This window comes from Aromatoleum diolicum, assembly GCF_012910955.1.
Classification (GTDB): Bacteria; Pseudomonadota; Gammaproteobacteria; order Burkholderiales; family Rhodocyclaceae; genus Aromatoleum; species Aromatoleum diolicum.
This window is the reverse complement of record NZ_WTVQ01000009.1, coordinates 36,245-52,339: the sequence shown is the minus strand read 5'-3', so window position 1 is coordinate 52,339 and position 16,095 is coordinate 36,245. Positions and strand designations below refer to the sequence as shown.

19 protein-coding genes are annotated in these 16,095 nt (G+C 63.9%); 12 read left to right on the top strand and 7 right to left on the bottom strand.

Features of this window, described 5'->3' with window-relative positions; genetic code table 11:
• The 10 genes from GPA25_RS07450 to GPA25_RS07405 all read left to right on the top strand — a co-directional run bounded on the left by GPA25_RS07450 (position 1) and on the right by GPA25_RS07405 (position 7,964).
• Positions 1-861, top strand: coding sequence for a ParB/RepB/Spo0J family partition protein (locus GPA25_RS07450; RefSeq protein ID WP_169259741.1), 861 nt, complete (start codon positions 1-3; stop codon positions 859-861).
• Between the two features lie 202 nt (positions 862-1,063).
• Positions 1,064-1,405, top strand: coding sequence for an ATP synthase subunit I (locus GPA25_RS07445; RefSeq protein ID WP_169259740.1), 342 nt, complete (start codon positions 1,064-1,066; stop codon positions 1,403-1,405).
• Positions 1,406-1,407: 2 nt separating this feature from the next.
• Positions 1,408-2,238, top strand: coding sequence for a F0F1 ATP synthase subunit A (atpB, locus tag GPA25_RS07440; protein WP_169259739.1), 831 nt, complete (start codon positions 1,408-1,410; stop codon positions 2,236-2,238).
• A gap of 59 nt (positions 2,239-2,297) precedes the next feature.
• Positions 2,298-2,543, top strand: coding sequence for a F0F1 ATP synthase subunit C (atpE, locus tag GPA25_RS07435; RefSeq protein WP_002925444.1), 246 nt, complete (start codon positions 2,298-2,300; stop codon positions 2,541-2,543).
• A gap of 58 nt (positions 2,544-2,601) precedes the next feature.
• On the top strand, positions 2,602-3,075 hold the full coding sequence (locus GPA25_RS07430) for a F0F1 ATP synthase subunit B (RefSeq protein WP_169259738.1): 474 nt from the start codon (positions 2,602-2,604) through the stop codon (positions 3,073-3,075).
• Between the two features lie 3 nt (positions 3,076-3,078).
• Positions 3,079-3,615 (top strand): F0F1 ATP synthase subunit delta, encoded by a 537-nt coding sequence (locus GPA25_RS07425; RefSeq protein ID WP_169259737.1) that lies wholly within the window; start codon positions 3,079-3,081, stop codon positions 3,613-3,615.
• A gap of 12 nt (positions 3,616-3,627) precedes the next feature.
• The gene (gene atpA, locus GPA25_RS07420) at positions 3,628-5,166 is read left to right on the top strand and encodes a F0F1 ATP synthase subunit alpha (RefSeq protein WP_169259736.1); all 1,539 of its coding nucleotides are present in this window, start codon (positions 3,628-3,630) and stop codon (positions 5,164-5,166) included.
• 21 nt (positions 5,167-5,187) lie between these two features.
• Entirely contained in the window at positions 5,188-6,057 is an 870-nt protein-coding gene (atpG, locus tag GPA25_RS07415) for a F0F1 ATP synthase subunit gamma (RefSeq protein ID WP_169259735.1), read from the top strand.
• 26 nt (positions 6,058-6,083) lie between these two features.
• Positions 6,084-7,484 carry a F0F1 ATP synthase subunit beta gene (gene atpD, locus GPA25_RS07410; protein WP_169259734.1) on the top strand — a complete coding sequence of 467 codons (1,401 nt, stop codon included), beginning with the start codon at positions 6,084-6,086 and terminating at the stop codon, positions 7,482-7,484.
• Positions 7,485-7,538: 54 nt separating this feature from the next.
• A complete protein-coding gene (locus GPA25_RS07405) occupies positions 7,539-7,964 on the top strand; it encodes a F0F1 ATP synthase subunit epsilon (RefSeq protein WP_169259733.1) in 426 nt (141 codons plus the stop codon).
• 157 nt (positions 7,965-8,121) lie between these two features.
• Here the strand turns inward: GPA25_RS07405 and GPA25_RS07400 are convergent, their stop codons facing one another.
• The 4 genes from GPA25_RS07400 to GPA25_RS07385 all read right to left on the bottom strand — a co-directional run bounded on the left by GPA25_RS07400 (position 8,122) and on the right by GPA25_RS07385 (position 10,857).
• Positions 8,122-8,712, bottom strand: coding sequence for a ubiquinone biosynthesis accessory factor UbiJ (locus tag GPA25_RS07400; RefSeq protein WP_169259732.1), 591 nt, complete (start codon positions 8,710-8,712; stop codon positions 8,122-8,124).
• Positions 8,713-8,755: 43 nt separating this feature from the next.
• Positions 8,756-9,604 (bottom strand): Tim44 domain-containing protein, encoded by an 849-nt coding sequence (locus tag GPA25_RS07395; RefSeq protein WP_169259731.1) that lies wholly within the window; start codon positions 9,602-9,604, stop codon positions 8,756-8,758.
• A gap of 87 nt (positions 9,605-9,691) precedes the next feature.
• Positions 9,692-10,429 carry a bifunctional demethylmenaquinone methyltransferase/2-methoxy-6-polyprenyl-1,4-benzoquinol methylase UbiE gene (gene ubiE, locus GPA25_RS07390; RefSeq protein ID WP_169259730.1) on the bottom strand — a complete coding sequence of 246 codons (738 nt, stop codon included), beginning with the start codon at positions 10,427-10,429 and terminating at the stop codon, positions 9,692-9,694.
• A gap of 2 nt (positions 10,430-10,431) precedes the next feature.
• Positions 10,432-10,857 carry a gamma-butyrobetaine hydroxylase family protein gene (locus tag GPA25_RS07385; RefSeq protein ID WP_169259805.1) on the bottom strand — a complete coding sequence of 142 codons (426 nt, stop codon included), beginning with the start codon at positions 10,855-10,857 and terminating at the stop codon, positions 10,432-10,434.
• A gap of 161 nt (positions 10,858-11,018) precedes the next feature.
• On the opposite strand from GPA25_RS07385, the gene phoB reads away from it, so the two are divergent.
• Positions 11,019-11,723, top strand: coding sequence for a phosphate regulon transcriptional regulator PhoB (phoB, locus tag GPA25_RS07380; protein ID WP_169259729.1), 705 nt, complete (start codon positions 11,019-11,021; stop codon positions 11,721-11,723).
• Positions 11,724-11,746: 23 nt separating this feature from the next.
• Positions 11,747-13,099: a phosphate regulon sensor histidine kinase PhoR gene (gene phoR / locus GPA25_RS07375; protein WP_281357691.1), complete on the top strand. Its 1,353-nt coding sequence runs from the start codon at positions 11,747-11,749 to the stop codon at positions 13,097-13,099.
• Here phoR and GPA25_RS07370 read toward each other — a convergent pair.
• The 3 genes from GPA25_RS07370 to GPA25_RS07360 form a co-directional block, all read right to left on the bottom strand.
• Complete coding sequence (locus GPA25_RS07370) at positions 13,041-14,678, bottom strand: hypothetical protein (RefSeq protein ID WP_169259728.1); 1,638 nt, start codon at positions 14,676-14,678, stop codon at positions 13,041-13,043. The genes phoR and GPA25_RS07370 overlap by 59 nt on opposite strands.
• Positions 14,679-14,743: 65 nt before the next feature.
• Positions 14,744-15,181, bottom strand: a complete 438-nt coding sequence (locus GPA25_RS07365; RefSeq protein ID WP_169259727.1) for an HIT family protein — start codon at positions 15,179-15,181, stop codon at positions 14,744-14,746.
• 58 nt (positions 15,182-15,239) lie between these two features.
• On the bottom strand, positions 15,240-16,061 hold the full coding sequence (locus GPA25_RS07360) for a class II glutamine amidotransferase (RefSeq protein ID WP_169259726.1): 822 nt from the start codon (positions 16,059-16,061) through the stop codon (positions 15,240-15,242).
• Between the last annotated feature and the right edge of the window lie 34 nt (positions 16,062-16,095).

Genomic DNA, 16,095 nt, shown 5'->3' with positions numbered 1-16,095 from the left:
ATGACCCGACCCAAACTCAAAGGCCTCGGCCGCGGCCTCGACGCGCTGCTCGCCGCGAACAACGACGACGAAGCGACTGGCGAATTGCAGATCCTCGCCGTCGACACCCTGCAGCCGGGCAAGTATCAGCCGCGCACGCGCATGGATCCCGGTTCGCTCGAGGAGCTGGCGGCTTCGATCAAGGCCCAGGGCGTCATGCAGCCGATCCTCGTGCGACCCGTCAACGGTTCGCGCTTTGAGATCATTGCCGGCGAACGTCGCTGGCGTGCCGCGCAGATCGCCGACCTCGCCGAAGTGCCCTGTCTGGTGCGCGAGATCCCCGACGAAGCTGCGCTGGCGATGTCGCTGATCGAAAACATCCAGCGCGAAGACCTCAATCCGCTGGAAGAGGCCGGCGGCATCCAGCGCCTCATCGACGAATTCGGCATGACCCACCAGCAGGCTGCCGACGCCGTCGGCCGCTCGCGTCCGGCCGCCTCCAATCTCTTGCGCCTACTCAATCTCGCGCGTCCCGTGCAGGAACTCCTGATGGCTGGCGATATCGACATGGGGCATGCGCGCGCCATCCTGCCGCTCGATGGCGCCAACCAGATCCAGCTCGCCAATCAGGTTGCCGCCCGCGGTCTGTCGGTACGCGACACCGAACGTCTGGTGCAGCAGACCGTCAGTCCGCGCCCGAAGAAAACCACTCCCGCGCCGGACCGCGACCTGCTGCGCCTTGAAGAAGAAATTGCCGACCTAATCGGCGCCAGCGTCCGCATCAAGGCCAACCGCAAGGGAGCGGGCGAAATCACGCTGCGCTTCGGCGACCTCGACCAGCTCGACGGCCTGCTTTCTCGACTGCGCGGATCATCGGATTGAGTCCTGTCCTCGCGGGGTTCGCGGTGAGCGATTCCCGACCCGATTCCCTACGCAATTGTGCGTATCTTGTATAAGATGCAGGACTTGTCGTGCGCGCCATGCTGCGCCGCCATAGATATTTGACTTTGTAGCGGTTAACCCCTAGTATTCGCGCAATTTTTAAGGCGATCTGCGCCTTTGGGCGCGGCACGACGGCAGATCCATGCTGAAAATGGTTTTCCTGCAGTTGGGCGCAACGATCGCTGCCACGGCCATCGCGGCCGTTTTTTTCGGCCCCGCCGGGGCGATCTCCGCCGCACTTGGGGGGCTCGCCTGTGTGCTGCCGAGCGGCCTGTTTGCGCTGAGGCTGCATTTTGTTGCGCAGCGCGGCGGGTCAGGTCATGTGGCCGCTTTTTTTGTCGGCGAGTTCCTCAAGATCGCGTCGATCGTGGGATTGTTGGTGCTGGTCGGACTGCTTTATGAAGACGTCCATTGGGGCGGTCTCTTCATCGGTCTGATTCTGGCGCTCAAAGCGAATTTATTTGCATTTTTGGTGAAGACCTGACTATGGCTACCGAAGCACCGACCTCCGGCGAATACATCGTCCACCACCTCACCCACATGAACTCCACCGGCCACAAGCAGGCCGCGGTCATCGACTGGAGCGTGTGGAACCTGGACACCCTGTTTTTCTCGATCCTGTTGGGTGTTGTGACCCTGTTTTTCCTGATCCGCGCGGCAAACAAGGCCACCTCCGGGGTGCCGGGCCGTTTCCAGGCGGCCGTCGAGATCCTCTTCGAAATGGTTGCCGATCAGGCCAAGGGCATCGTGCATAGCGCCGAGTCGCGCAAGTTCGTCGCGCCGGTCGCGCTGACCGTGTTCGTCTGGATCTTCCTGATGAACTCGATGGACTTCCTGCCGGTTGATCTGCTGCCGCGCATCTGGGCCGCCATCACGGGCGATTCGCACGCCTATCTGCGCGTCGTGCCGACCGCCGACCTGAACGGCACGCTGGGCATGTCGATCGGCGTGCTGCTGATCTGCCTCTACTACAACGTCAAGATCAAGGGTTTCTCCGGCTGGGTGCATGAGCTCTTCACCGCGCCGTTCGGTGGCCACCCGCTGCTGTATCCGGTGAACTTCCTGATGCAGATGATCGAATTCCTCGCCAAGACCATTTCGCACGGCATGCGGTTGTTCGGCAACATGTACGCCGGCGAACTGATCTTCATGCTGATCGCGCTGCTGGGCGGTACCGCCACCGTGTTCGGTTTCCTCGGCCACATCGTCGCTGGCTCGATCTGGGCGGTCTTCCATATTCTGATCGTCGCGTTGCAGGCCTTCATCTTCATGATGCTGACCCTGGTGTACATCGGTCAGGCCCACGAAAGTCACTAATCGCTTTTTTGTCGTAACTGGTTTTTTTAACTTCAATCATCTCTTCTCAAGGAGTCGTCATGGAAAACGTTCTGGGTTTTGTTGCGCTGGCTGCTGGTCTGATCATCGGCCTGGGTGCTATCGGTGCTTGTATCGGTATCGGCATCATGGGTTCGAAGTACCTCGAAGCTTCGGCACGTCAGCCCGAACTGATGAACGCGCTGCAAACCAAGATGTTCCTGCTGGCCGGTCTGATCGACGCTGCGTTCCTGATCGGCGTCGGTATCGCGATGATGTTCGCCTTCGCCAACCCGTTCCAGCTCTAATCGGTTCGCTCATTTGGCCTCTATTGGCCTCTTTGAACACAACTGAGGGACAAGAACAGTGAATTTGAACGCAACTCTGATAGCCCAGCTCGTTGTGTTCTTCATTCTGGCGTGGGTCACGATGAAATTCGTGTGGCCGCCCATCGTGAAGGCACTCGACGAGCGTGCGAAGAAGATCGCGGACGGGCTGGCAGCTGCGGACAAGGCCAAGGCAGACCTCTCTCACGCCGAGAAGAAGGTTGTCGAGGAACTGCGCAAGGCTCGCGAGTCCGCGGGCGATGTGCGGGCTTCTGCTGAAAAGCAGGCAGCCAAGTTCCTCGACGATGCACGCGCCGAAGCCGCCCGCATCGTCGCCCTGGCACGTGAAGCCGCGCAGGGCGAAGCCGCCGTTGCCGCGCAGCGTGCCAAGGAAACTCTGCGTGACCAGGTCGCGAACCTGGCTGTTGCCGGTGCCGAACGCATCCTGCGCCGCGAGATCAACGCCCAGGTGCACGCCGACCTGCTCGCCAACCTGAAACAGGAACTGCAATAAGTCATGGCCGAGAACGTCACCATCGCGCGCCCCTATGCGGATGCCGCCTTCGAGCTGGCCCGCGGGGCAGGTGCGCTGGGGCCTTGGTCGGAAGCACTGGATCGACTGGCCGCGATTGCCGCGGACAGCTCGATGCTGGCCTGCATCAGTGACCCGAAACTGTCGGCCGATCAGCTGTACCAGCTGTTCCTCGACGTTTCGGGGCAGGCCCTCACTCCCGAACTGCAGAACTTCGTTCGTGTCTTGGTAGACAACGAGCGCCTGCAAGTGCTTCCGGAGATCCGTGACCTGTTCGTTGAACGCAAAAACGAACATGAGGGTGTCAAGGAGGCAGAAATCGCCTCCGCCTTCCCGCTCGACGATGCAACTCTGGCAACGCTGAAAACCGATCTTGAAAGCCGTTTCAAGTCCCGGCTGAACATCAGCGTGAGCCTTGACCCCGAACTCATCGGGGGGGTCCGTATCGCCATCGGCGACGAAGTGATCGACGCCTCGGTCCGCGGCAAACTCGCGAACATGGCCGCTGCGCTAAAGAACTAGGAGCATACCCACATGCAACTCAACCCCTCTGAAATCAGTGACCTGATTAAGAGCCGGATCCAGAACCTGCAGCTCGCAGCGACGGCGCGCAACGAAGGTACGGTGGTGTCGGTTACCGACGGCATCACCCGCGTTCACGGCCTGGCTGGCGTCATGCAGGGCGAAATGCTGGAGTTCCCCGGCAACACCTTCGGCCTCGCACTGAACCTCGAGCGTGACTCGGTCGGTGCGGTGGTTCTCGGTGAGTACGAACACATCACCGAAGGCGACGCCGTCAAGGCTACCGGCCGCATTCTCGAAGTGCCGGTCGGCCCCGAGCTGATCGGTCGCGTCGTCAATGCACTGGGTCAGCCGATCGACGGCAAGGGTCCGATCAACGCCAAGCTCACCGACAAGATCGAAAAGGTCGCGCCGGGCGTGATCTGGCGTCAGTCGGTGTCGCAGCCGGTGCAGACCGGTCTGAAGTCGGTTGACGCCATGGTGCCGATCGGCCGTGGCCAGCGCGAGCTGATCATCGGCGACCGCCAGACCGGCAAGACTGCCGTTGCGGTTGATGCCATCATCAACCAGAAGGGCCAGGACATGTTCTGCGTCTACGTCGCGGTGGGCCAGAAGGCCTCGACGATCGCGAACGTGGTGCGCAAGCTGGAAGAACACGGCGCGATGGAATACACCGTCGTCGTCGCCGCCACCGCGTCCGAATCCGCCGCGATGCAGTTTATCGCGCCGTACTCGGGTTGCACGATGGGCGAGTACTTCCGCGACCGCGGCCAGGACGCGCTGATCATTTATGACGATCTGACCAAGCAGGCCTGGGCCTACCGTCAGATCTCGCTGCTGCTGCGCCGCCCGCCGGGCCGCGAAGCCTACCCCGGCGACGTGTTCTACCTGCACTCGCGTCTGCTCGAGCGCGCTTCCCGCGTGTCGGCCGACTACGTCGAGCGCTTCACCAATGGCGAAGTGAAGGGCAAGACGGGCTCGCTGACCGCGCTGCCGGTCATTGAAACCCAGGCCGGCGACGTGTCCGCGTTCGTTCCGACCAACGTGATTTCGATTACCGACGGTCAGATCTTCCTCGATACCGACCTGTTCAACGCCGGTGTCCGTCCCGCGATCAACGCCGGTATCTCGGTGTCCCGCGTCGGTGGCGCTGCTCAGACCAAGGTCATCAAGAAGCTCTCCGGCGGTATCCGTACCGACCTCGCGCAGTACCGCGAACTCGCGGCGTTTGCGCAGTTCGCGTCCGACCTCGACGAGGCGACCCGCAAGCAGCTCGAGCGCGGCCGTCGCGTGACCGAACTGATGAAGCAGCCGCAGTACGCGCCGCTGTCGATCGCCGACATGGCGATCACGCTGTTCGCGGTGAACAACGGCTACTTCGACAACGTCGAAGTGCCCCGCCTGCTGGCCTTCGAAGCCGCGCTGCAGCAATTCGTCAAGACGAAGAACGCCGCGCTGGTGAGCAAGATCATGACCTCCAAGGAGCTCGACGCCGAAGGCGAGAAGCAACTGGTCGCTGCGATCGAAGAGTTCAAGAAGAGCTGGGCCTAAGGCCGCGGACGGAGACGGAATATGGCTAGCGGTAAGGAAATCCGTACCAAGATCAAGAGCGTGCAAAACACGCGCAAGATCACCAAGGCCATGGAAATGGTGGCCGCATCCAAAATGCGCAAGGCGCAGGACCGGATGCGTGCTGCCCGTCCCTATGCCGACAAGATCCGCCGACTCGCCGCGAACCTGTCCCAGGCCAATGTGACCGACTACAAGCACCCCTTCCTGGTCCACAAGGACCAGATCAAGCGGGTGGGCCTGATCCTTGTCACGACCGACAAGGGGCTGTGCGGCGGTCTCAATACCAACGTCCAGCGTGTCGCGCTGAACGCGATGAAGGAATGGAACGCCAATGGCGTTTCCGAGATCCGTGCCTGCTGCATCGGCAACAAGGGTTTCGGCTTCATGCAGCGGATGGGCGCGAACGTGGTGTCGCATGTCGTGCAATTGGGCGACACGCCGCACCTGGAAAAGATGATCGGCCCGGTCAAGGTCATGCTCGACGCGTTCCAGAGCGGCGAGCTCGATGCGGTCTACGTTGCCTATACGCGCTTCATCAACACGATGAAGCAGGAGCCGGTGATGGAGCAACTGCTCCCGCTGTCCGGCGAACAGCTTGGCACTCCGGAAAGTTCGTGGGATTACCTCTACGAACCCGATCCGCAGGTGGTCATCGACGAGATGCTGGTGCGTTACGTTGAAGCGCTGGTGTACCAGGCCGTTGCCGAGAATATGGCTTCCGAACAGAGTGCGCGAATGGTGGCAATGAAGGCCGCCTCCGACAATGCCAAGACCGTGATTGGCGACCTGCAGCTGGTTTATAACAAGACCCGCCAGGCCGCGATCACCAAGGAGCTGTCGGAGATCGTCGGCGGCGCCGCCGCGGTGTAACGGATTATTGAATTAAGGAAACGACGATGAGTCAAGGAACGATCGTTCAGTGCATCGGCGCCGTGGTGGATATCCAGTTCCCCCGCGAAGCGATGCCCAAGGTGTATGACGCCCTCAAGCTCGAGGACGTGTCCGACTCCTTCGCGGAAGCTGGCCTGACCTTCGAGGTCCAGCAGCAGCTTGGCGATGGTGTCGTGCGTACCATCGCGATGGGTTCTTCCGACGGCCTGCGCCGCGGCATGAAGGTAGGCAACACCGGCAAGCAGATCTCGGTGCCGGTCGGTCACGGCACGCTCGGCCGGATCATGGACGTGCTGGGTCGCCCGATCGACGAAGCCGGCCCGATCCAGGGCGATGAAATCCGCCCGATCCACGCGAAGGCGCCGAAGTTCGACGAGCTGGCGCCGTCGGTTGACCTGCTCGAGACCGGTATCAAGGTTATCGACCTGGTGTGTCCGTTCGCGAAGGGCGGCAAGGTCGGCCTGTTTGGCGGTGCCGGTGTGGGCAAGACCGTGAACATGATGGAGCTGATCAACAACATCGCCAAGCAGCACAGCGGTCTGTCAGTGTTCGCCGGCGTGGGTGAGCGTACTCGCGAGGGTAACGACTTCTACCACGAGATGAAGGACTCCAACGTTCTCGACAAGGTCGCGATGGTGTTCGGTCAGATGAACGAACCCCCGGGCAACCGTCTGCGCGTCGCGCTGACCGGCCTGACCATGGCCGAAGCGTTCCGTGACGAAGGCCGTGACATTCTGTTCTTCGTGGACAACATCTACCGCTACACGCTGGCCGGTACCGAAGTTTCCGCGCTGCTGGGCCGGATGCCGTCCGCGGTGGGTTATCAGCCGACGCTGGCGGAAGAAATGGGCCGCCTGCAGGAGCGCATCACCTCGACCAAGGTCGGCTCGATCACGTCGATCCAGGCCGTGTATGTGCCCGCGGATGACTTGACCGACCCGTCGCCGGCGACGACCTTCCTGCACCTCGACTCGACCGTCGTGCTGTCGCGTGACATCGCCGCGCTGGGTATCTACCCCGCCGTCGATCCGCTCGACTCCACCTCGCGCCAGCTCGACCCGCTGGTGGTGGGCGAAGAGCACTACAACGTCGCCCGCCAGGTGCAGATGACGCTGCAGCGCTACAAGGAACTGCGCGACATCATCGCGATTCTGGGCATGGACGAACTGTCGCCGGAAGACAAGCTGGCCGTTTCGCGCGCGCGGAAGATCCAGCGTTTCCTGTCGCAGCCGTTCCACGTCGCCGAAGTGTTCACCGGTTCGCCGGGCAAGTACGTGCCGCTCAAGGATACGATCAACGGGTTTAAGATGATCGTCAACGGCGAGTGTGATCACATGCCCGAACAGGCGTTCTACATGGTCGGTGGTATCGAAGAGGCCATGGAAAAGGCGAAGAAGCTTCAGTAACCGGGTATGCCGCACGGCGGTGAGCCGTCGTGCGGCCTTGAAAAGGACATCACTATGGCTATGACGGTCCATGTGGACATCGTCAGCGCGGAAGAGCAGATCTTTTCCGGTCTGGCAGAGTTCGTCGCGCTGCCGGGCGAAGCGGGTGAGCTCGGCATCCTGCCCGGGCACATGCCGCTGATGACCCGGATCAAGCCGGGTGCGGTGCGGGTCAAGGTGCCGGGCCAGGTCGAAGAAGAGCTGGTGTTCGTTGCGGGCGGGATTCTCGAAGTTCAGCCGGGACTGGTTACCGTTCTGGCCGACACCGCGATCCGGGGCAAGGATCTTGACGAAGCGAAGGCTCTCGAGGCCAAGCGCATGGCTGAAGAGGCGATGCAGAACAAGTCGTCGGAGCTCGACTACGCCAAGGCGCAGGCCGAACTGGCCGAGGCGATCGCACAGATCGCCGCGATCCAGAAGCTGCGCAAGCACGGTCACTGACAGGTCGCTCGTCGGGCAATCCGACGAAGGCTGAAAAGGGCAGTTCCTCACGGGCTGCCCTTTTTGTTTTTTCAGAACGGAAAACAGTTCGTCGCGATGTACCCGCCGAGGAGGATCGGCGGGGCGCGGGTGTGGTGGCTCGCGGTGTGGCGGGGGTTCAGCGACGCACCGGAGCCGACAGGCGGTCGAGGCGCTTGCCGAGGCGGGCGATGTCATCGCGCACCTGGCGCAGCCGATCGGCATGCGCCTCGAGCGATGTGCGGGTGACGAGCGTCTGTTGTTCTTCGGTCAGATATTCTGCGAGGTTGCCGGTGAGTGCGTTCCAGGCGCGTTGCTGGGCGTCCTTGAGGCCATGGGCGGCCATGACCAGACGGTGAGCGACGATATCGCCACAAACGCGGGAGAGGTCTTCCTCGGCATCCCAGTGCAGATTGCGAAACACGAAGCCGAGCGCATCGGCGAAGTCGGCATTGCCTTCGATGCGCACCGCATTCATGGCCTTGTTGTGATCGCCGCCAAGGAAATGCGGCACGGCCGAAAGCGGGATCGACAGCGTTACCGCGGCTTCGGTTTCGGCGTCCGCTTCAACGAGAAAGCCGTCAGGCGCGATGGTAAATACGCATTCGAGCGGTTCGGCGCGCAGGCGTGCGCTGCGGCCCGCGTGGGGCGTGAGGCGTTCGCGCGCCCAGGTGGCGGGGGCGAGCAGGTGGTTGATCGCAGCCAGGAAGCCGCGTGTGCTGAGGGCCATGGGGATCGTAGAAAGGGCGCCGGGACGCCCCGGCGCGAAGCGGTCAGGCGACTTGCTGGATACCGGCAACGACCCAGCCACCGTTGCCGGTGCGCGGTTTCGTGAGGTGCCAGATTTCGTCGAAGGCTGCGGGCGCGGCGTTGGCTTCTTCACGCAGCAGGCCGTTGAAGCGTACGCTGACAATGTAGCGCTGTGCCTCCTCGGCGACTTCAAGGACGTCGGCGTTGAGTTCGACGACGTCGGTGCGCTGTTCAGCATTTCCTCGGTCGGCCATCTGCAGGCGGATCTCGGCGAACATTTCGGGAGTCGTGAAGTCGCGGATGTCGTCCACGTTACCCGCGTCGTGGGCGGCCTGCAGGCGGATGAAGTGCACCTTGGCCTGGCGGACGAAGGCTGCGGTGTCGAAGTCGTGCGGAATCGCGGGTGCGACAGCATCGCCGCGGCTGCCCGCCGGGAAGCTGACATTGGCCGGCGGCGATGCGGGAATGCCGGCGGTGCTGGCGCCCGCATATTGCATCGGACTTGCGCCCTGGCCCTGTGTGCCTGCCTTGCGGCGGGTCAGCAGGCGGAACAGCATCAGTGCGCCGAAGGCGAGCAGGGCGATCATGATGATGGAGGCGAGTTCTTCGCCCATGCCGAGGTGCGAGAACAACGCGGCGAGACCGAGGCCTGCGGCGAGGCCGGCGAGGGGGCCCATCCACGAGCGCTTCGGCGGTGTCGTCGGGGTCTGTTGCGGCGAGGTCGTTGCCGACTGGCGCGGCGCCTGCTGTGGTGTGGCTTGGCGCTGCATGCCGAGGCTGCTGCCGCCGCCAAGGCGTTTGGCCTCGACGTCAGGGACGCTGAAGCCGAAGGTGATGACCACCGCAATCAGGCTGAGAATGAAGTTTTTCATGTTTGGCTTTACTCCGTTTGCACGTTCGAACTCGGGCCGGGACATCAGTTGGCCCCGTTTCCGTGGCGCCGCGACATCCCTCCCGGCTCAGAGCTTGTAGCCGCGGTGCAGCGCGACGACGCCACCCGTCAGGTTGAAGTAGTCGACCCGCTGGAGGCCGACTTGTTCCATCAGCGCCTTGAGTTCCTCCTGTCCCGGATGCATGCGGATCGATTCGGCAAGGTAGCGGTAGCTGTCGGCATCCTTTGCGACTTTCTCGCCCATCCACGGCAGGATCTTGAAGGAATACAGGTCGTAGGCCGGTGCTAGCGGCGCCCAGACCTTGGAGAACTCGAGGACCAGCAGGCGGCCGCCGGGCCGCAGGACGCGCTTCATTTCGGCGAGGGCGACGTCCTTGTGGGTCATGTTGCGCAGGCCGAAGGCGACGGTGACACAGTCGAACCAGTTGTCCGGGAAGGGCAGCTTCTCGGCGTTGCACTGCGCCACCGGCAGGGCGAAGCCGCGATCGAGCACACGGTCGCGACCGACCGACAGCATTGCGTGGTTGATGTCGGTGAGCCACACCTGGCCCTCTCGGCCGACGCGTTTGGCGAAGGCGAGCGACAAGTCGGCGGTGCCGCCGGCGACGTCGAGCACGCGGTCACCGCGGCCGACACCAGAAATTTGGATCGTGAACGCCTTCCACAGCCGGTGCAGGCCGAAGGACATGAGATCGTTCATGACGTCATAGCGACGCGCTACCGAGGAGAAGACCTCGGCAACCTTTTTCTGCTTTTCACCTTCGGCGACAGTCTTGAAGCCGAAGTGGGTGGTTTTGTCGTTCATGCTCAGTGTTTGTGACCGCCGCAACCGGCTTTCGGCGCGGGGGGTGGGTTATCGGCAGGGTTGCGGCTGGCGCCGGCCTGTGCAAGGCGATCGAGATACTGCTGCCACAGCGTGTCGAACTGTCGCGCGAGCATGTAGAGATAGTCCCAGGAATACAGGCCGCTGTCGTGGCCGTCGGAGAACACCGGCTTGACCGCGTATGTGCCGACGGGCTCGAGATCCACGATATCGACGTCGCGTTTGCCGACCTGCAGGACTTCCTGACCGGGGCCGTGGCCGCGGACTTCCGCGGACGGGGAATACACCCGCAGATATTCGAAGGGCAGGGAGAACTGGCTGCCGTCGTCGAAGGCGATTTCGAACACGCGCGACTTGCGGTGCAGCGTGATCGCGGTGGGAATCGGGGTGTGTTCGTCGAGTCCGGCCATGAGCGTCAGCCTCAAGTCTGGCGGTGTCGGGGCGACAATCATACCCGAATCGGCGCGACGCGTGCCGGGCGGCCCCGGGGGTGAGCGTTGCGCACCCATGACATGTCACAAAAGCGTCAATTTACTGCAATACACTGCAGGCGATGACATGGAGTGTGGATATGGCCGCGAATATTCTGGTAGTGGAAGACGAACCGGCAATTCAGGAGCTGATTGCTGCCAACCTGGGGCGGGCCGGACACCATGTGGTGCGCGCGTCGGACGCCGAAGCGGCGCAACGCATCGTGCGCGACGCGTTGCCCGATCTGGTGCTGCTCGACTGGATGCTGCCGGGCATGTCCGGGATCGAACTGGCGCGCCGCTTGCGGGCCGATGAACGCACCCGGGCGATCCCGATCATCATGCTGACGGCGCGGGGCGAGGAGCAGGACAAGGTGGCCGGGCTGGAAATGGGGGCGGATGACTACATCACCAAACCCTTCAGTCCGCGCGAACTGGTGGCGCGCATCAAGGCGGTGTTGCGGCGCCGGGCGCCACAGGCGACGGAAGACCCGGTGGAACTGGGTGGCCTGCGCCTTGACCCGGCAACCCATCGCGTGGGCATCGACGACCGCCCGATCGCGCTCGGGCCGACCGAATTCCGCCTGTTGCATTTTCTGATGACGCACCCGGAGCGGGTGCACTCGCGTCCGCAATTGCTCGATCAGGTCTGGGGCGACCACGTGTTCGTCGAGGAGCGCACGGTGGACGTGCATGTCCGAAGGCTGCGGGCGGCGCTCGAAGAGAGCGGCCATGACCGCCTGATCCAGACGGTGCGCGGCAGCGGCTACCGCTTTTCGGCGCAGCCCGATGCTGGTGGCGTGTAAGATCGCTGCTCCGATTTGCGCGCTTGGAGCGGTCCATCAAATCCCCCATTCCTTATGTCTGGACCGGCGCAGCCGCTGCCCTCGCGGTGCTGGCGCCGGTCGTGCTGGCGGCGGCCTGGCTGGGCGGTAGTTCGGCCGCGCTGATCACCGCTGTCGGCGGTTTGTTGTTCTTGCTCGGCTACCATCTGCGCAATGTGCAGCGTCTTGCTGACTGGACACATGAGCCGGTTGGTACGCCTTTGCCGCGTGCCCTAGGGACGTGGAACCATGTGTTCGGCGATCTCGGCCGGCGTTCGCGTCTTGCGTACGATGTGCGTGAGCGCCTGACGACGGCGCTCGACCGGTTTCACGAGGCGAGTCAGGCGATGCCGGACGGGGTGTTGTATCTGTCGGGCGGCGACTGCATCGAGTGGCTCAACCACAAGGCGGCGCAGCACTTCGGCCTCGACAGCGAGCGCGACCAGGGGGTGCCGGTAACGATGCTGGTGCGCGAACCGGAGTTCGTGCAGTTCCTGAACTCCGGTGACTACGCAGATCCGCTGGTGCTGCATTTGAGCCGGCGTGGCGGCCTGACCTTGCTGTTGCAGGTCGTGCCGTTCGGCGCAGAGCAGAAGATGATCGTGTCGCGCGACATCAGCCAGCTCGAGAAGCTGGAGACGATGCGGCGCGATTTCATCGCCAATGTGTCGCATGAGTTGCGCACGCCGCTGACGGTGGTCGGGGGATTTCTGGAAACGCTGATCGACGGGCTGGACGATTTCGCGCGCGCCGACGTGCTGCACTTTCTGAAGCTTGCACTGGATCAGTCCTTGCGCATGCAGACGCTGATCGAGGATCTGCTGACCCTGTCGGCACTCGAGACGGGCGCGCCGGCGCCGCTCGAGGAAAAGGTTGAAGTCGCGCCGCTGCTGCGCAGCATCGCCGAGGATGCCCGACTGTTGTCGAATGGCCGTCACGAGCTGAGTGTCGCGATCGATGAGGCGCCCGGCTGCGCCACCTTGCTCGGTAGCGAAAAGGAACTGCGCTCGGCGTTTGCCAATCTGGCCAGTAATGCGGTGCGCTATACACCGGCCGGCGGCCGGATCAGCCTGATCTGGCGCCGCGTGAACGGCGGCGGCGAGTTTGCGGTCGAGGATAATGGCATCGGCATCGATGCGCAGCACATTCCGCGCCTGACGGAACGGTTTTACCGTGTCGATCGGGGTCGCTCACGCGAGACCGGCGGCACCGGCCTAGGGTTGGCGATCGTCAAGCACATCCTGTCGCGCCATCAGGCTGAGCTGCGCATCGAGAGCGAGCCCGGCAAGGGCAGCCGCTTCAGCGCGCGCTTCCCGGCGTCACGCCTTGGTTCGCTGGCTCCAGGGACTCGAAGCTGACCTGATCGAAGTTGGTGCCGCGCAGGATCAGATCGGTCAGGCGCAGCTGGACGCGCCGGCCGTCATCATAGACGTCGATCACGCGCTGCGCGTGGTACCAGCCGCCCGGCAGGACCAGCGTGGCCGGTGCCTTGAGCGCCGGCGTGGCGGGCAGCATGAAGGCCTCCTGGTAGGTTTCGCGCAGGCTCGTCAGAAGTCCGAACGCGCGCACGGCGATGACTTTCGGCAGCCCGGCGAGGACGTGTACGCCGGTCTCCATGATGCCGTCGCCGCGGAACAACAGCCAGCTGATCTGCCCGAGAAGAAAACGCTCGCCGTCGGGCGGGCGGATGCCGACGAGCTGATGGTGTTCGAGCCGCTGGGTGTGCGGATGTTGCCGCAGGCGGAAACCGTTGACGGAGTGGTCTGCCATGTTCCAGCGTTCGCAGATGAAGCCGAACTTTGTCGCGGCATGGCGGCGCTGGCCTTCGGACCAGCGCCGTTCGGCCTGCTCCACGCGTTCGCCAAAAGTCAGCAGCGAGATGTCGCTGCGCAGGCTGCGCTGGATGACATAGGTGGGCGGCTGTTCGAAGGGTTTGCCGAGGATGTGGAAGGCAATGGCGGACCAGTCGGTGCACAGTTCGGCACCCCCCTGGCAGCCGCGCCGCGGGAAGCGTCGCCCGGCCGAGGCGAGCCCCCAGGGGCGATACAGCGACAGCAGCAGCTTGGCGCAGGCATCGACGGGGCAGTCTGCGCCGAGGCCCAGCGATGCCGGCGTAACGCCCTGCTTGAACTGCTTGCGGACGGCCTGAATCTGTCCGGCCAGCTGGCTGCCGTCGAAGCGGCGCAGTGATCCGGACTGTGCCAGCACGCCGAGCGGGCGCAAGCCGTGGTCGGAACTCAGGTCGAGTCCGTAGGCGGCGGGCTTGGGCGCGTCGTCTGCCATTTCGCCGTTGAGGCTGCAGTAGGGGGCAAAGCGCTGCGCCCAGCGGCAGACCCAGTTGAATTCACGCTCGCCGCGGCCGTAGGGATTGGAGAGGTCGACGAGCAGCACGGCGGCGTAGGCTTCGGTCGGGCTTTGCGCCTTCCAGATTTCGTTGAGCGGGTCGGAGACGCGGGTGCCGGCAACGCCGAGGGCGTCGGCGGCCGAATAGCTGTCATGCAGCTCCGCCCATGCGCCGGCTGGCAGTGCGCGGCGTGCGCGGAAATACTCGAGCAGCACCTGGCCGGCGTAATACACACGCCGTTGCGCAAGGCTCGCACTCTGATCCGCGGGCAAGCCATCGGCGGCGCGGCGACGCGCGATGTGGGCGTACGAGCGCGCCATGGCGCGCCACAGCCCGACGACGTTGCGCAGCGTTTCGTTTTCGGCACTGTCCGGCGGCAGCGGGTGCGACGCGTAGCGGCGGGCCAGTTCGGCCTGTGCCAGCGCGATCTGCGCACGGGCGGCTTCGAGCACCTCGAGATGTTGCTCGGGCGCCGGCAGCGCATGCAGCAGGGCCGGCACCATCTCCGACAGGATCCGGTGGGTTTCCTCGATGTTCAGCGGATGCAGTTGCTTGAGCAGTTCAAGGCATTCAACAGGATCCTGATAAGCCATGAATCCTCCAAGTCCGTGTGGCGTTCCAGCTGTGGCAGCCAGCGCATTCGCCTGCCGGGTAGGGCTCATCCCGAGGTCTGTTCGGTCAGCATTGCGACGATCGTGCCGGTCAGCGCGTCGGGTGCAGGGGCTGTGCGGTGCGCGCCGGTGCGCTGCGGGCTGGCCCAGATCGATTGCGGGAAATGCGCATCGTCGCTGAAGCGCGGGATCACATGCCAGTGCAGGTGCGGCACGACGTTGCCGAAGCTTGCGAGGTTGATCTTGTCGGGCCGCATCAGCTGGCGCAAGGCGGCTTCGGTCGCGAGGACGACATTGAGGAAATGGCGTTGCTCGGACGGGGTGAGGTCGGTCATTTCGGCGACGTGCTCGTGCCACACCACGCGGCAGAAGCCGGGGTAATCGGGTTCGTCGACGAGGATGACCCGGCAGCTGCCGTCACGCCAGACGAGGATTTCCTGCGCAGCCAGACACAATGGGCAATCGGTGGACACGGGCGTCACCATGGGCAAGGTCGTCAAAGCGCTAACTTTAGCCTGTCGGCATGGTGCTGCGAAGGGAAATTTACACGCTGCCGGCCTCGGCCTCGCTCCCGCCGGCGATCGTTGCGGTGTCGCCGAGTGCTTCGGGGGCACCGTGGCGGAACGTGAGCAGGGTGCCCGGCGCAATCGCATGCCAGGTTTCGTTGTCGGTCAGCGGTGTGGTGGCGATCACGGCGACGCGGTCCTCGGGCGTCGTGAGCTGGCTGAAGTCGACGCTGACGTCCTGGTCGGCGAGGTGCGCGACCGCGAACGGGGCCTTGCGGATGATGTACGTGAGGCGCGTGGAGCAGTGCGCGAAAAGCCGCTCGCCGTTCGATAGCAGGAAATTGAACGGGCCGTGAGCGCCGATGCGGATCGCGAGCCGGCGCAGCGCCGCGTGCAGCGCCTGAGGCGAGGGTGGGCCGTCGGGAAATTCGGCGGCGAGGCACTGCAGGATGTCGCAGAAGGCCGCTTCGGAGTCGGTGCTGCCGACCGGCACGAAACGCCCGTCGAAACCGGGGGCGTAGTCGAGCAGGTTGCCGTTGTGGGCGAAGATCCAGTACTGGCCCCACAGCTCGCGCTGGAAGGGGTGGGTGTTCTCGAGCTTCACCTCGCCCTGCGTCGCCTTGCGGATGTGGGCGATGACGTTGAGCGAGCGGATCGGGTAGCGCCGCACGAGCTCCGCGATCTGGGAGTTCGCGCTGGGCTGGGGGTCGAGGAACACGCGTACGCCGCGTCCCTCGAAGAATGCGATGCCCCAGCCGTCGCGGTGGTGGTCCGTGACCCCGCCGCGGGCCTGGAAGCCGGCGAACGAGAAGCAGATGTCCGTCGGTACGTTGCAGTTCATTCCGAGGAGCTGGCACATCGCACGTCCCCCGATTTGCGGTGAAGGGTGGGCT

What these genes read in the sequence shown, in the direction of transcription:
- GPA25_RS07370 (WP_169259728.1), bottom strand. Translation starts at nt 14,678, where the DNA reads ATGGCTTATCAGGATCCTGTTGAATGCCTTGAACTGCTCAAGCAACTG.
- atpE (WP_002925444.1), top strand. Translation starts at nt 2,298, where the DNA reads ATGGAAAACGTTCTGGGTTTTGTTGCGCTGGCTGCTGGTCTGATCATC.
- GPA25_RS07425 (WP_169259737.1), top strand. Translation starts at nt 3,079, where the DNA reads ATGGCCGAGAACGTCACCATCGCGCGCCCCTATGCGGATGCCGCCTTC.
- GPA25_RS07360 (WP_169259726.1), bottom strand. Translation starts at nt 16,061, where the DNA reads ATGTGCCAGCTCCTCGGAATGAACTGCAACGTACCGACGGACATCTGC.
- atpG (WP_169259735.1), top strand. Translation starts at nt 5,188, where the DNA reads ATGGCTAGCGGTAAGGAAATCCGTACCAAGATCAAGAGCGTGCAAAAC.
- atpA (WP_169259736.1), top strand. Translation starts at nt 3,628, where the DNA reads ATGCAACTCAACCCCTCTGAAATCAGTGACCTGATTAAGAGCCGGATC.
- GPA25_RS07400 (WP_169259732.1), bottom strand. Translation starts at nt 8,712, where the DNA reads ATGGCCCTCAGCACACGCGGCTTCCTGGCTGCGATCAACCACCTGCTC.
- phoB (WP_169259729.1), top strand. Translation starts at nt 11,019, where the DNA reads ATGGCCGCGAATATTCTGGTAGTGGAAGACGAACCGGCAATTCAGGAG.
- ubiE (WP_169259730.1), bottom strand. Translation starts at nt 10,429, where the DNA reads ATGAACGACAAAACCACCCACTTCGGCTTCAAGACTGTCGCCGAAGGT.
- GPA25_RS07395 (WP_169259731.1), bottom strand. Translation starts at nt 9,604, where the DNA reads ATGAAAAACTTCATTCTCAGCCTGATTGCGGTGGTCATCACCTTCGGC.
- GPA25_RS07385 (WP_169259805.1), bottom strand. Translation starts at nt 10,857, where the DNA reads ATGGCCGGACTCGACGAACACACCCCGATTCCCACCGCGATCACGCTG.
- GPA25_RS07365 (WP_169259727.1), bottom strand. Translation starts at nt 15,181, where the DNA reads ATGGTGACGCCCGTGTCCACCGATTGCCCATTGTGTCTGGCTGCGCAG.
- atpB (WP_169259739.1), top strand. Translation starts at nt 1,408, where the DNA reads ATGGCTACCGAAGCACCGACCTCCGGCGAATACATCGTCCACCACCTC.
- GPA25_RS07450 (WP_169259741.1), top strand. Translation starts at nt 1, where the DNA reads ATGACCCGACCCAAACTCAAAGGCCTCGGCCGCGGCCTCGACGCGCTG.
- GPA25_RS07445 (WP_169259740.1), top strand. Translation starts at nt 1,064, where the DNA reads ATGCTGAAAATGGTTTTCCTGCAGTTGGGCGCAACGATCGCTGCCACG.
- GPA25_RS07405 (WP_169259733.1), top strand. Translation starts at nt 7,539, where the DNA reads ATGGCTATGACGGTCCATGTGGACATCGTCAGCGCGGAAGAGCAGATC.
- atpD (WP_169259734.1), top strand. Translation starts at nt 6,084, where the DNA reads ATGAGTCAAGGAACGATCGTTCAGTGCATCGGCGCCGTGGTGGATATC.